The 14,379-nt window shown below is 38.9% G+C and carries 12 protein-coding genes; 6 read left to right on the top strand and 6 right to left on the bottom strand.

Annotated features, from left to right (window positions below; translation table 11 throughout):
* Nucleotides 1-181: 181 nt before the first annotated feature.
* From ACSVDH_RS29275 to treP, 4 genes are all read right to left on the bottom strand, one after another.
* Entirely contained in the window at nucleotides 182-751 is a 570-nt protein-coding gene (locus tag ACSVDH_RS29275; protein ID WP_439252436.1) for a CBO0543 family protein, read from the bottom strand.
* Between the two features lie 225 nt (nucleotides 752-976).
* On the bottom strand, nucleotides 977-1,693 hold the full coding sequence (treR, locus tag ACSVDH_RS29270) for a trehalose operon repressor (protein ID WP_439252437.1): 717 nt from the start codon (nucleotides 1,691-1,693) through the stop codon (nucleotides 977-979).
* Nucleotides 1,694-1,752: 59 nt separating this feature from the next.
* Entirely contained in the window at nucleotides 1,753-3,441 is a 1,689-nt protein-coding gene (gene treC, locus ACSVDH_RS29265) for an alpha,alpha-phosphotrehalase (RefSeq protein ID WP_439252438.1), read from the bottom strand.
* Between the two features lie 147 nt (nucleotides 3,442-3,588).
* Entirely contained in the window at nucleotides 3,589-4,995 is a 1,407-nt protein-coding gene (gene treP, locus ACSVDH_RS29260; protein ID WP_439252439.1) for a PTS system trehalose-specific EIIBC component, read from the bottom strand.
* Nucleotides 4,996-5,322: 327 nt separating this feature from the next.
* Between treP and ACSVDH_RS29255 the strand changes: the two genes are divergently transcribed.
* The gene (locus ACSVDH_RS29255) at nucleotides 5,323-6,459 is read left to right on the top strand and encodes a YecA family protein (RefSeq protein WP_439252440.1); all 1,137 of its coding nucleotides are present in this window, start codon (nucleotides 5,323-5,325) and stop codon (nucleotides 6,457-6,459) included.
* A gap of 232 nt (nucleotides 6,460-6,691) precedes the next feature.
* Here the strand turns inward: ACSVDH_RS29255 and ade are convergent, their stop codons facing one another.
* Both ade and ACSVDH_RS29245 read right to left on the bottom strand, forming a co-directional pair.
* A complete protein-coding gene (ade, locus tag ACSVDH_RS29250) occupies nucleotides 6,692-8,416 on the bottom strand; it encodes an adenine deaminase (RefSeq protein WP_439252441.1) in 1,725 nt (574 codons plus the stop codon).
* A gap of 151 nt (nucleotides 8,417-8,567) precedes the next feature.
* Nucleotides 8,568-9,503 carry a DMT family transporter gene (locus ACSVDH_RS29245; RefSeq protein WP_439252442.1) on the bottom strand — a complete coding sequence of 312 codons (936 nt, stop codon included), beginning with the start codon at nucleotides 9,501-9,503 and terminating at the stop codon, nucleotides 8,568-8,570.
* Between the two features lie 214 nt (nucleotides 9,504-9,717).
* Here ACSVDH_RS29245 and ACSVDH_RS29240 point away from each other — a divergent pair, with 214 nt between their 5' ends.
* The 5 genes from ACSVDH_RS29240 to ACSVDH_RS29220 all read left to right on the top strand — a co-directional run bounded on the left by ACSVDH_RS29240 (nucleotide 9,718) and on the right by ACSVDH_RS29220 (nucleotide 14,182).
* On the top strand, nucleotides 9,718-10,473 hold the full coding sequence (locus ACSVDH_RS29240; protein WP_439252443.1) for a threonine/serine exporter family protein: 756 nt from the start codon (nucleotides 9,718-9,720) through the stop codon (nucleotides 10,471-10,473).
* A 42-nt stretch (nucleotides 10,474-10,515) separates the two neighbouring features.
* Entirely contained in the window at nucleotides 10,516-10,971 is a 456-nt protein-coding gene (locus ACSVDH_RS29235) for a threonine/serine exporter family protein (RefSeq protein ID WP_299091254.1), read from the top strand.
* Nucleotides 10,972-11,020: 49 nt separating this feature from the next.
* Nucleotides 11,021-11,920, top strand: coding sequence for a formyltetrahydrofolate deformylase (gene purU, locus ACSVDH_RS29230; RefSeq protein ID WP_439252444.1), 900 nt, complete (start codon nucleotides 11,021-11,023; stop codon nucleotides 11,918-11,920).
* A gap of 161 nt (nucleotides 11,921-12,081) precedes the next feature.
* Entirely contained in the window at nucleotides 12,082-12,906 is an 825-nt protein-coding gene (locus ACSVDH_RS29225) for a uroporphyrinogen-III synthase (protein ID WP_439252445.1), read from the top strand.
* A gap of 292 nt (nucleotides 12,907-13,198) precedes the next feature.
* On the top strand, nucleotides 13,199-14,182 hold the full coding sequence (locus ACSVDH_RS29220; RefSeq protein ID WP_439252446.1) for an aldo/keto reductase: 984 nt from the start codon (nucleotides 13,199-13,201) through the stop codon (nucleotides 14,180-14,182).
* The last annotated feature ends 197 nt before the right edge of the window (nucleotides 14,183-14,379 follow it).

Genomic DNA, 14,379 nt, shown 5'->3' with positions numbered 1-14,379 from the left:
AAAGGAGATTCACAGTTAACTTATAAGAAGAGAAATCGATCATGATGAAAGATTTTATTACAGATCTAATCAGGTAAGGTAACTTTTTAAATAAAAATGAGCTGGTGAAAAACTAAGTTCCTAAAATTTCTATTATTACTTTGACCAAATGTTCCATCATAACTTATTCTTCAGGAAATAATTATGAAGCATCCTCTGTTAACTTTTTAAAGCTATCCATGTTATTTATCCAATATCCCATAAAAAACAGAAATAAAAAAATAATAAAGTCATAATATGTAGGCCAGCCTTTCGAATTGTAAAAACCGAGCATTTCAAAAAGGTTCATTCCGACAAATGCTGCAATAGCAGAAAAGATAATTCCTTTTATTAATGGATTAGCTCTAGGTTTAATTTGAAGAGTAACCATAATAGCAACTGGTGCTAGAGAAAAATGATAAGGGAGAAATAATTGTGGGGCAATGGGCAAAAATTTCACAGGATATGACCATAAGCCTAAAGAAATCGCAATAAGATCGATCATGAGTGATAAAATAATTGTTGTAAAACCGGCGAATAATAACCTGCCTGTACTATTCTTTTTTCTAAACATAAACCAAAAAAACCATGGGAAAATAATTAAGGCCATTCCCAACCACCATTGCCATGTAAATAAAAAGGCGTGAAAAACTGCATCCGTCATCATCGAATGGGTTTCCGTTATTTGATTGTAGGCTCTTTCAGTTTGTTTTATTCCTTCTTCAAATGTCATTCTTTTTCCCAGCTCCTTAACGTTAGTTGCTAATTTGACAAGGTAGGATAAATTAGTACAGATAAAAAATGTACATATGGTTGCTTTTGAATAATTCCTATAGGGTAACTTTTGCATTTTCTTCAAGATATATGTATTAACAAAACATAAAAATGGTAAAAAAACACATTGGTTCTGCAAGGACCAATGTGTTTTACTAAATTAAAGTCGGAATAGACAGATTACTTAAACCCCGCGACGTGCAAAGTCAACAAACCGGAATTTATCAAGGCGGTGGCGAGATTCCGTGTATTGGAACAGGCTTGCATTATCTAAATAAACATAGTTTTTCACGACAACAATGTGGGAAAAACCCTCCAAGTCGAGATACCCGCGATCCTCCTCGGTGCAATCCTCGACAACAATTTCCTTTTTGGCAAAGCTGATGTTAAGCTGTAGTTCTTTTTCCAGGTACTCATAAATGGAGCCCTCACAAATCTGCTTTGATAAGGTTGGAACAAATTTTTTTAAGAAAAAGTCCTTGTCCAAAATAATGTTTTCACCGCCGATTGCTCTTGAACGGATGACCTTCCAAATTTCGTCCTTGCTTGACGCATTTAATTGCTGCTTGATAAATGGATCAGGCTTGATCAGGCCAAAATCATGAACTGTTGTGATCGGCTCAGCTGTGAAGTTTTTTGAAATTTCCTTAAAGCTGACTAATCCTGAAATCGGAAAGCTCATTTTTTGGACATCAATGACGATCGAGCCTTTGCCCTTGATTTTTTGAATAAAGCCATTTTGAGATAAGAGGTTTAACGCTTTACGGATCGTTTCTCTGCTCGTATTATAGGCTTCGGCTAACTCATTTTCAGATGGAAGAGCTTCACCGGCTTTGATTTCGCCGGTTTTTATTTTATCAGTCCATTCTTTGTAAATGGCATGATATTTATTTTTTCTCATGTCATATCACCATTCTTATCTTACCATGAACAAGCGTGACCATGCATACAGACTAAGGTTTAGCCTTTTCTTAAATAATAAACAACCGATTCATATGGACGAAGCTCCATGTTCTCAAAGGAATCAACTGAATCCGGGTAGTTTGAAATAAGCTGTTTACTTGAATAGCCGTCTACCTGTACATGTTCAGGTAATTTAAAGGTTGTCTTAGCTTCATAAAAATTATTGACTACTAATAGCTTTTCGTTTTCAGTTTTACGAACATAGGCAAATAGCTGCGGATCATCCTGTAAAAGCAGCTCGTAATCACCGTCTGTAATAATGTCATATTCTTTTCGCAAAGATATAAGCTTTTTGTAATGATAAAAGATCGAATTTGGATCATTTAAAGCATTTTCTGCATTTATGTCTTTATAATTTTCGGCTACATCAATCCATGGAGTGCCAGTTGTAAATCCGGCTTGCTCGGTATTGTCCCATTGAACAGGGGTACGTGAATTGTCACGTGATTTCCTTTGTAATATTTCGAGGATTTCCTTTTCAGGCATTCCTTTTTCTTTTAAAATCGAATACATATTTAAAGACTCAACATCACGATATTGGTCGATGGAAGTGAATTTTGGGTCTGTCATGCCAAATTCTTCGCCCTGATATATATATGGTGTTCCTTGCATCATATGAATCGTTGTCGCAAGCATTTTTGCTGATTCACGGTGGTACTCGCTATCATTTCCATAACGGGAAACAATCCTTGGCTGATCATGGTTGCACCAAAACAGGGCATTCCAGCCGCCGCCTTCATTCATCCCTGTTTGCCAAGTGGATAAAATTCTTTTCAGTGCTTGGAAATCCATTTCTCCAATTGCCCATTTTTCGCCATTTGGATAGTCAACCTTTAAATGATGAAAGTTAAACGTCATGCTTAATTCTTTACGCTCAGGATTCGAATACTTAATGCAATGATCAATGGTTGTTGACGACATTTCACCAACGGTCATGCTATCATGCTTTGAAAACACTTCTTTGTTCATTTCGTGAATAAATTCATGAACACGCGGACCATCTGTATAGAACTTTCGGCCGTCACCCGGTGGGGTAGAACCGTCATCATCAGGGAAGTCCTGGTCTTTGGAAATTAAGTTGATCACATCAAGGCGGAAACCATCTACCCCTTTTTTGAACCAAAAATCCATCATCTTGTAGACCTCGTCTCGAAGGGATTCATTTTCCCAGTTTAGATCAGCTTGTGTGACATCAAAGAGATGAAGATAGTATTGGCCGGTTTTTTCGTCAAATTCCCATGCAGGACCTCCAAACTTAGAAGCCCAGTTTGTCGGCACAGAGCCATCTTCTTTTGGATCCTTCCAAATGTAAAAATCCCTGTATGGATTATCCTTTGAGGAAGCGGCCTGCTTAAACCACTCATGCTCTGTTGAAGTATGATTGACAACTATATCCATAATGATTTTAATCCCGCGTTGATGGGCTTCCTCTACTAAACGATCGAAATCCTCCATCGTTCCGTACTCTTCATGAATATTGTAATAATCACTAATATCATACCCATTGTCACGCTGCGGCGATTTGTAAATGGGGGTAAGCCAAACAACGTCGACACCCAAATTTTTTAAATAATCCAGCTTTTCTATAATGCCAGGCAAGTCCCCAACACCATTGCCCTGTGTATCGTTAAAGCTTTTCGGATAAATTTGATATACAACTGCCTTTTTCCACCAAGGTTGTTCCATGTTTTTCCACCACCAAATGTAATTTAAGATCTTAAAGTTTTGATATTCATTCGTAAAAAGCAAGATACGATACCATGATGAACAAGCTTTTGGCTTTTATGTTCCATGGTATCGTTCAAAATGTTTTTAAGGTTTCAAGTATAACTTTCAGCTTGTTTTTTCTTTACGCATTTTTCCAAACACAAGTGTTAAGACAAATGGTACAACTAATACGATCGCCATTCCAATAAAGAATGAACCCCAGTTTTCAGGGAAGATGGATAAAAATCCAGGCAGACCGCCAACGCCAATTGATGGGGCTTTAACACCTTGCAAGGAAATGAATGCACCTGCAATTGCAGATCCGATAATTGCTGAGATAAAGGCAAAACGGAATCGTAAGTTTACCCCGAACATAGCAGGTTCTGTAATACCAAGGTAAGCAGAAACCGCAGATGTTAAAGAGAGACTCTTAAGCTTTTCATCTTTTAGAACAAGCATCATCGCTAATGCAGCAGTACCTTGCGCAATATTAGATAATGCAACCATCGGCCATAAGAAGGTGCCGCCAGTGCTGCCGATTAATTGGAAGTCTACGGCTAAGAATGTATGGTGCATTCCCGTAATAACAAGTGGCGCATAAAGACCGCCGTAAATTAATCCTCCAAGAATTGGAGCTACCTCAAAAATTCCGACAACGATATCTGTGATGACATTACCGATAGCAAATGTAATAGGGCCAATCGCGATAAAAGAAATGAGTCCTGTTAACAATAAAGCAATTGGTGCCACAAGCAGAAGCTGGAATGCATCGGGAATACGTTTTCTTAAGAAAATTTCAAGCTTTGCTAACACATAGGAAGCAAGTAAAACAGGTAATACCTGACCTTGGTAGCCAACCTTCTGTACTTCCAAGCCAAATAGGTTCCATACTGGAATTTCTTCAGCAGAACCATAACCCCAAGCATTTAAAAGATCAGGGTGAACAAGCATTAAACCAAGAACAATCCCTAATAATGGACTGCCGCCGAATCGATTGACAGCTGACCAGCCGATTAAGCCTGGCAGAAATACAAATGCAGTATTTGCAATTAAGTTAATGATGCTGGCCACATCAGCCCACTGGGGATATACCTCGATAAGTGCCTTTTCAAAGAAAATTCCCGGTCCAGTTAAGATGTTGTTAATCCCCATTAATAAACCGGCTGTTACGATGGCTGGCAGGATTGGAATGAAGATGTCAGCCAATGTTTTAATAGCACGTTGCAAAGGATTTAAATGTTGTTCAGAAGCTTTTTTTACATCGTCTTTTGATGCTTCCCCAACTCCTGTTTGCTGGACGAGCTCTTTGTACACTTTATCAACTGTCCCTTGGCCAATGACAACCTGGAATTGGCCGTTTGTCGAAAATGATCCTTTTACAAGATCAATAGATTCAAGTGCATCTTTATCGACCTTTCCTTCATCTACTAAGGCAAAACGTAAGCGTGTAACACAATGTGTTGCAGCTGATATATTCTCTTTACCACCTATTGCGTCAACAATTTGACTAACTTGTTTTTGATCGACACTCATGGTTCTCCCTCCCGGTTTATCATTTTCGTAATCTATAACGTTACATATTTGAACAAGCTCTAGAAGCGTTTTCATAAACTAGTCAGCTTGTCGAAATATGTATATACAAGTCATACCATTATCTTAAATCTGTATATACATGTTGTCAATAAAAATAAATGCGTTTTCAGAAAAAGATGTTAGTAAATGATTTCCACCTTTTTTAAAAGATCAAACTAGTTCAAAAAATTCTTTTTAAATAGTAGTGCATCATTGTGCCAAAAAGATACACATGGTAAAACATAAGTAGAACTTTATGACAGAAACATTAGAAAGAGATGGATCAAAATGAATTTTAAAGAAAGAATTGAGCCCTTTTTGAGAACGGAAGATGCTTTGCTTCAAGATTTTGTTGGATATGCTTTGCATGATTACCCGAATGTGGATAGAAGCTGGACTGAGGAGCTTATAAACAAGGCTGTGAAAAACAGAGGGGCAGCAGCTTTATTGTCGATCGACCCAGAGCATGAAGAAATCGTGGGCTCCTTAGTTGAGGGTGTCAAAAATATCCCCTATGACAAAGTAGGCGGGTATTATACTATGATTAGTGATTTATCCCCTGAGATTGCTTTGAAATATCGTCAGGACCTCGCACCATATCTCTCGAAGGATATGTGGGTTCTATATGAATTACTAGTTCATGGCCCGAAGGAAGAGGTTTTAGAAGAATACGAAATCATTTTAGACAAGCTCGAAGCTGAAAAATATATCCACTCGGGTTTTTATAAAATGGCTAAGAAAATCGCTTATACTCTTGTGAAAAAGCAATGGGTTACAGATGCCCTGCTAGAAAAAGATTTGCAGGATAATTTAAAAGAAGAATGGTTTAATTATCGTGGGATCCTCACCGTTTATATGATTGGTCTTTTAGAGAAGGATAAGTATATTCAGGATTTAGCTCCATTGCTTGTCCGAGATGAAGATATTCTCTTGGAGGAGGTGTCTGCAGCGTTAATCGCCTTTCAAACGGATGAGGTTGTAGAAGCGGTGGCTCCTTATCTTTTAAAACCAGAATCGTCGATTTTTGCAGCGTCGATAGTTGAGAATATTAAGTCTGATTATGCAGTTGAGGTGCTGAAAGATGCTTATCATCAGGTCGAGAATGAGGATAGTCAAGTCATGATCGTTGAGGCGCTTGCCCACCAATTAAGTCCAGCTGCTGAACCGGAAATCAATGAGTTTGTAAGCAAAAGACCCTTCTCCTATTTAATTGATGTCGATCTAATGGCATATGGCTATTATAAAATAATGGGGATCGATCATCCGCTTCTAGGTGAGTGGGAAATGAAAGTGAAAAATAGCGAAAATGAAAGATTATTAAGACAAAAAGAACTAGAAAGCATGTCAAAAAACGTGAAAAAGGTTGGAAGAAACGACCCTTGTCCATGTGGAAGCGGGAAAAAATATAAAAAATGCTGCTTGTAGAGAGTAAGGCTGCTTCAGGAGAGAAAAACCGGGTAAAGAGTGGGGAAAATCCTATAGAAAGCTTCAAAAGGACAAAAATTGGAAAGAGAAACAGGGAAAAGTCCACATACAGCATAGGAAGAACAAATCTTAATAAGCAATTTTGGAATTTAAAAAACTTGCAAATGAGCAGATCACCTTTTATTTTTATCAAGAGAACCCCTTACCATTATAGGCAGGGGGCTTAATCAATTTAATCGATAATATTGATATGCTTAAATTCCTTCACCTGAAATAGTCCGAGATCAGTAAGCTTTAGCTCTGGAATAACAGGTAAAGCTAAGAAGGATAAAGTTAAAAACGGATTGAAATCCCCAGTAAAGCCAATTTCTGTTAAAGCATGATCTATCTGCTTTAATCCTTCATTCACATGGTCAAACTGATTGGCTGTCATTAATCCGGCAATTTCTAATGGTAAAGAAGCTAACACTTCTCCATCTTTAATAACAACCATTCCTCCACCCATCGTAGCCATCATGTTTACAGCTTTGATTAAGTCTTGGTCATTCGTCCCAACCGCAACGACATTGTGTGAATCATGGGCAATCGTTGTGGCAACCGCTCCTGAAGAAAGTCCGAAGCCTTTTACAATTCCAAGCCCGATATTTCCGGTGTTACGATGCCGTTCAAAAACAGCTAGTTTTAGATGATCCTTTTCAATTGAGGGCTGAAAGACTCCAGTCCTTTCTTCGATTTTCTCAACAATATGCCGCGTAACAATTTTGTTTGGAATTATCTCGATGATGTTAGCTACAGCATGGTTTGGGCATTTTATTTGAATGTCTTCAAGGGTAAATTCTTTTAAATGGACCGTGTTTGTTAATGCATCAGGAACAAGCAGACTTGTGGATGTATTCAGGCAATTACCTTTTTCGGCAATGAGTTCCCCCTTGATGAATACCTGATCGATGTCAACTGTTTCTAACTCATTTAATAGGACAAAATCCGCATCATATCCTGGTGCGATCGCTCCTTTAGTTAACAGGCCAAAGCATTCAGCAGCATTGATTGTTGCCATTTGATAAGCTAGCATCGGATCAAGTCCATTAGCAATGGAGAGTGCCACACAGTAATCAATGCTTCCTTCAGCGATTAGATCGTCCAAATGCTTATCATCTGTGACAAATAGACAGCGGCGGGCATTTCTTTCGGTCACGACAGGAAGCAGGGATACAAGATCCTTGGCAGCAGATCCTTCTCTTAGCATGACATACATTCCCCGTTTTAAGCGATCATATGCCTCTTCAGGGGTTATGCACTCATGATCGGTTTTAATTCCCGCTGCTAAATAAACATTCAGAGGGTCACCTGAAATACCCGCTGCATGGCCATCTATTTTTTTCTTTAATTGATTGGTATTTGTGAGTTTCTCCATCATGGCTGGGTCCTGATGAAAGACTGACGGGAAGTCCATCACTTCGCCTAACCCAATCACGTTTTCATTCTCATAAAAAGGCCGTAAATCTTCTGCAGACAATCTTGCCCCTGCGTTTTCAAAAGGTGTCGCTGGAACACATGATGGCAGCATGAAATAAATGTTTAATGGCACATCCTTAGCCGTATCTATCATAAATTGAATCCCTTCAGAGCCGCTAACATTTGCAATTTCATGAGGATCGGCAATAACAGTAGTGACACCATGCGGCACAACAAGCTGTGAAAATTGTGCTGGTGTCACCATGGCTGATTCGATATGAACATGCCCGTCAATGAAGCCTGGAGAGATAAACTTTCCTTTAGCATCAATTGTTTTTACTCCTTCATAGTCGCCAATTCCAACAATGACTCCGTCGGTAATGGCAATCGTTTCTTCTATTATGTCTCCGTTGAATACGTCAATGATTCGCCCGTTTTTTATCACGAGATCGGCTTTCGTTTTTTTGGCGGCAGCTGCTAGTCTTCTGCTATATGAATCCATAAAGGGAAACTCCTTTCGATTGAAAAAACCGCATGAAAAAAGTGTTCACATCCTTCTTTCTGCGGCTTCTTTGTCTATGCTTTAATGAATCTTACAACAATAAAGGACTAATAATCAAATTTGTTGGTATAAAAAGTAACATGGCTTTCGATTATTTTGAAATAACCATTCCCCTTTTGGTTTTCTGATGCCGTAAAAGCTCGTCGAATCCCCCGGCACCAAGGACAACGCCAAAGATAATAAAAATAAACCCGATTACCTGAGTGAACGTGATCACTTCATTTAAAAACAGGGCAGCCCCAACCAATGCGAAGAATGGATTTAAATTAATAAAAATCGCCGACTCGGCCGCACCAACTTTCCCAATTGCATAATTATAGGTCATATGTCCAACAGACGTAGCTAAAATGGCTGAAGCAAAAAAGATGACCCAGATTGAAAGCGAACCTCCAGCCATGCTTTTCAATCCATTCGGTTCAACAACTAAACTAATCATGAATAAGAAAACAGAGCCAATGACAAGCATATATCCTGTCATCAGGCGCGGGTCTAGAGTCGAGGAAACCTTTTTAATGATGATAAAGCTGATACATTGTAAAAAGATCGATAAAAATACTTGAACATCCCCTAGAGTAATAGCTTGGAAGTCATCCCCGCCTTTAAAAACTATAAAGGAAATCCCGATAAAGCCAAACATAATGCCAATGAAGCGAAGTAATGTCACTTTATTATTAAGAAAAAAGATTGCTAGAATTGTAGTTAAAATCGGCCCCATCCCTAAAATAAGCCCGCCATTAGAGGCTGAGGTACCTTTAAGCCCAACCGATAAGAAATAATGGTGGCCAACAACATTAAATAATGAACAAATCAGGATCCAAAGGAATTCTTTTTTAGAGGGTTTTCTAAGCAGTCTCAAGCCGAATAAAATAATGAATACGCCAATACCTGCAGTGAAGATTCGCAGAGCCGTCATTGTGACAGGCATGAAGTTTGCCACAAGCAGTTTGGTTGCAATGACATTAAATCCCCAAGTAATCATGACGAAAAATAACGAAATGTATATTTGATATTTGCTTTTGTTGCTCAAGGTTTTTTCCTTCTTCCTTTTTTACCATTTTCGTAATTGTAATATGCTTCATCCATGATATAGCAAAACAACTTCATCTGTCTAATAATGAAATTTAAATTTTTTGTTGGGCGTTTTCATAATTTAATAGTACATTCCTATATAAAGTATTATTTGCTTTCATATTGCTTCTTCATTAAACTCTAGATAGAATCTGATATGGAGTGATGGCAAGTTGGATCACAAACAAACGAAAAGCTATGAGGTTATTGAGGTATGTTTACTCGCAGGGAAGATTATGCTTCGCAGCGGTGCTGAGACGTACCGCGTAGAGGATACAATGATGCGAATCGCTGCAGCATATGGAATCATGCACTCCCATAGCTATGTAACTCCTACGGGAATTATTTTTTCGATTGATAGTCACCATCCTACACAGTTAGTGAGAATTGTTGATCGTTCAACAGATCTTCAAAAGGTTGCAAAGGTAAACAGCGTGTCAAGGATGATCAGCAGCGGAGACCTTACGATAAAAGAGGCATATGAGCATCTAAAGATCATTGAACAGGATGCCCATGCCTATCCGATATGGGTGCAAATCGCTGCAGCTTCAATTGCTAGCGGGTGTTTTTTGATCATGTTTCAAGGCGGTTGGACAGATTTCCTCCCTGCTTTATTTACAGGAGGTATTGGCTATTCCTGCCTGATCTATATTCATCGGTTAATTGAAATTAAGTTTTTTGCAGAATTTTTAGCTGCTTTTATTATTGGATTGTTATCAGTTATATTTGTTACGCTAAATCTTGGAACCGAGCTTGATAAAATCATTATTGCTTCTGTTATGCCGCTGGTACCTGGCTTATTAATTACAAACGCTGTAAGGGATTTAATGGCAGGTCATTTAGTTTCCGGCATTTCAAAGGGAGCAGAGGCGTTTCTGACGGCATTTGCGATTGGAGCAGGTGTTGCTGTTGTTTTTTCCTTTTATTAACCAAGTCAATCGGACAAGCTAGGATGGATAGGCTTTTTTTAAATGGGGGGATATAGATTGATCGAACAATTCATTACGAGTTTTATTGCTTCCTCTGCATTTGGGATTATTTTTAATGCGCCTGCGAAATCATTATTTAAATGCGGCTTCATTGGCATGGTTGGATGGATGATTTATTTTGGTCTTTATGAATCGACAAATGATAGTGTATTTTCATCGATTATCGCATCCTTTTTTATCGCAATCATTAGTCAATTTTTTGCTAAAGCTTATAAAACACCAGTTATTATTTATAATGTATCAGGTATTATTCCGTTAGTACCTGGAGGGCTGGCCTATGATGCAATGAGACAGGTCGTGGAAAATAATTATAATGAGGCGATTCCTCTTGCTGCCAAGGCCTTTATGATTTCCGGTGCAATTGCGATTGGATTGGTTCTATCAGAAGTGATTAACCAAATTATTCGAAAGGTGAATCTTCGAAAGACTACATTTTAAACATATGCTATTGTATAATGTTTTCATTACTTATAGAGAGGTTTTAACAATGAATGCAACTATTAAACATCAACTTGAACTTTTTCAAGAACGAAATAAAAATCGCGGCCGTCTTTTAGTGAGCTGTCCGGATCAACCTGGTATTGTCTCTGCGATTTCAAAATTTTTGTTTTCACATAATGCAAATATTATCGAGTCTAGCCAGTATTCTACAAACCCTGAGGGTGGGACATTTTTCATTCGCATCGAATTTGAATGCCCTGGTTTAAAAGACAAAGCAAATGAAATGGAGCGGCAATTCACTCAAATCGCTGATGAATTTTCGATGGATTGGAACTTCACACATGTGTACAATGTGAAAAAAACAGCGATCTTTGTTTCTAAAGAACTGCACTGCTTACTTGAGCTTTTATGGGAATGGCAAAGCGGTGATTTAATGACAGATATCGCTCTCGTCATCAGCAACCATGAAGAAGCGAGAGATGTAGTTGAAGGTCTCAATATACCCTTCTATTATATTCCTGCAAATAAGGAGATTCGAAAACAGGTTGAAGAAAAACAGCTGCAGCTGCTTAAAGATTATGATATTGATTTAATTATCCTAGCACGCTACATGCAAATCTTAACACCAACATTTGTTGCGGCAAATCCAAATAAAATTATCAATATCCATCATTCCTTTTTACCTGCATTTATCGGAGCAAGACCATATGAACGAGCATATGGCCGCGGTGTTAAACTAATTGGTGCAACCTCACACTATGTTACAAACGATCTTGACGAAGGCCCGATTATTGAACAGGATATTAGCCGTGTTGATCACCGCGATGATGTTGATAACCTAAAAAAAATTGGCCGTTCAATTGAACGAAGCGTCTTGGCCAGAGCTGTAAAATGGCATTTGGAAGATCGAATTATTGTTCATCAAAATAAAACTATTGTCTTTTAAGGTGAATCCCTTTCCTGAGGGGTTTCTAAAACTGTTAAACATGTTAAACGAACCGTTTGGTGCTGAAAACATTAAGTGGTACATGTTATAGAAAGCACCTTCAGTGGATTAGTCTATATGGGGAACAATGGCAGATTTATCGCATATTGGGAGGGATTGTCGTGAAGAGATTACAGGGAAAAACGATTGCACTTGCTGGACAAAGAAAGTCAGAGGAATTAAGTAAGCTTGTTGAGAATTTAGGCGGGGTTGCTTTAGTGCGTCCGGCACAGGGGACCGTTTTTTTGGATGATTCAAATGTAGAAAAAGAGATTCAAGCATTAGTAGATGGCAATTTTGATTGGCTTATTTTCACGACAGGCATAGGAACAGACAAGCTTTACCAGACCGCGATTAACATGGGCTTAGAAGATGCATTTATTGCAGCCTTAAAGAGTGCAAAGGTGGCGGCAAGAGGCTATAAAACAGTCAATGTGTTAAAAAAGCTTGGGATACAGCCTGTTGTAAGGGATGATGATGGCAGTACAGCCGGGTTAGTGAGAGAGCTAAATGCCCATCGTTTAACTGGCTGCCGTGTTGCCCTTCAGCTTCATGGCGATCCTGCCCCTGTTCTAATTGACTGGCTAGAGAAACAAGGTGCTGATTATCGCGAAATTTTGCCTTATAAGCATATTCCGCCGAAACAAGAGGTAATGGAGCAGCTTGTCGGGGAAATTTTAAATGGCGAGGTCGATGCCGTCAATTTTACAAGTACGCCGCAAGCCCGCTTTTTAATGGCTTACGCGAAAGAAAAAGGGTTAGAAGAAAAACTGCTAACGGCTTTTTCAACAAATGTTGTCGCTGTAGCAGTTGGCAAGGTAACAGCTCAAGCATTACGCGAAGTTGGGATTACAAGAATTGTTATCCCGGAAGAAGAACGGATGGGCAGTGCAATAATTGCGCTTGTTCACTATTACCAGAAGCAAGAGGCGAACGGAATAAAATAAAGAGTTGAATCAGGAATAGAGGAGAAAAACCTTCTATTCCTGATTCTTTATGGGGGAGGAGCGCCTGTTCAAATATTAAATTGTAAAAAATACAATTACTACCTTGCAATGTTCAATAGTAAGTGGAAAAGAGTGCTTTGTGTGCTCTTTTTCAACGTTATATGGAATTATTTAAAGGAGATGAGTAGGACTTAAGTAAGTCTAAATACTTTTGTTAGCGCTTTAAACCTACTATAATAAATTTATTGTGTTAGCTTATTTAAGAGACTACATAAAAGGGATGATGGAGAGCATGAAATATCGTCAATTAGGAAATACAGAGCTTAAGATAAGTGAGTTAAGCTTTGGAACATGGGCAATTGGCGGCTCATGGGGAAAATCGGATGATCAGGAAGCGTTACAGGGATTAGAGCGAGCAATGGATGCTGGTGTCAATTTCTTTGATACAGCTGATGTATATGGCAACGGCCATAGTGAAGAATTGCTGGCAAAGGCAACAAAGGGAAAAGAGGATAAAATTCATATTGCCACGAAGTTTTGTCGAGCAGGAGATATCCATGGTCTGGAGACGTATTCCGAAAAAACGGTGACAGCCTATTGTGAGGATAGCTTAAAGAGGTTGCAGCGTGAAGCGATTGATCTTTACCAGATTCATTGTCCTCCAATGGAAATTCTTAAGGATGGACGAGTCTTTGAGGTGCTGGATAAGCTGCAGCAGCAAGGGAAAATTCGCTATTATGGTGTAAGTGTAGAAACCGTGGAGGAAGGATTATTTTGCTTGGAGCAAGCAAATGTGAAGGCGTTACAGGTTATCTTTAATATCTTCCGGCAAAAGCCTGTTTCAGAATTACTCCCACAAGCAAAGGAAAAGGGTGTCGGATTATTAGCGCGTGTCCCATTAGCAAGCGGACTATTAACAGGTAAGTTTACGAAACAAGCAACCTTTGAAGCAGATGATCACCGAAGCTTCAATAAAAATGGCGAGCAGTTTAACGTAGGCGAAACCTTTGCAGGGGTAGAATTTTCAAAGGGTGTTGAGTTAAGCGAACAGCTAGGTTGGATCGCTGAAGGGCGAGGAAACATGACAAGAGCAGCCCTGCGTTGGATTCTTGACCATGAGGAAATCACCACAGTGATTCCAGGATTTAAAACAGTGAAACAGGTTGAAGACAATTTGCAAGCGACAGAGGTTCCGGCGTTCAGTGAAGCAGAATTGAAAAAACTGACTGACTTTTATCATCTGGAAATCCATCCAAATATTCGCGGAGCATATTAAGGTAAAGGAAGAGGACTGTCTCAAAAATGAGGCAGTCCTCTTTTAAATGTATAAGAAACTTTTTGCACTTTGTTTTTGTGTCTAGCTCCAGGTCATAAGTCAAATAGGAATTAAAGGTAAAGAACACCTTCTATTCTTATTCGCCTTATGCTTGTCGCCGAATGCTTAGCACCTTGCGCTTTTCTTAATGTAAAGGG

The organism is Metabacillus sp. Hm71 (assembly GCF_051842955.2).
Taxonomy (GTDB): domain Bacteria; phylum Bacillota; class Bacilli; order Bacillales; family Bacillaceae; genus Metabacillus.
This window is presented reverse-complemented; position numbering and strand designations above follow the sequence as displayed.

Coding starts and splice junctions, on each gene's coding strand:
- treR (WP_439252437.1), bottom strand. CDS start 1,693: ATGAGAAAAAATAAATATCATGCCATTTACAAAGAATGGACTGATAAA.
- ACSVDH_RS29220 (WP_439252446.1), top strand. CDS start 13,199: ATGAAATATCGTCAATTAGGAAATACAGAGCTTAAGATAAGTGAGTTA.
- ade (WP_439252441.1), bottom strand. CDS start 8,416: ATGGATTCATATAGCAGAAGACTAGCAGCTGCCGCCAAAAAAACGAAA.
- purU (WP_439252444.1), top strand. CDS start 11,021: ATGAATGCAACTATTAAACATCAACTTGAACTTTTTCAAGAACGAAAT.
- treC (WP_439252438.1), bottom strand. CDS start 3,441: ATGGAACAACCTTGGTGGAAAAAGGCAGTTGTATATCAAATTTATCCG.
- ACSVDH_RS29235 (WP_299091254.1), top strand. CDS start 10,516: ATGGGGGGATATAGATTGATCGAACAATTCATTACGAGTTTTATTGCT.
- ACSVDH_RS29275 (WP_439252436.1), bottom strand. CDS start 751: ATGACATTTGAAGAAGGAATAAAACAAACTGAAAGAGCCTACAATCAA.
- ACSVDH_RS29255 (WP_439252440.1), top strand. CDS start 5,323: ATGAATTTTAAAGAAAGAATTGAGCCCTTTTTGAGAACGGAAGATGCT.
- treP (WP_439252439.1), bottom strand. CDS start 4,995: ATGAGTGTCGATCAAAAACAAGTTAGTCAAATTGTTGACGCAATAGGT.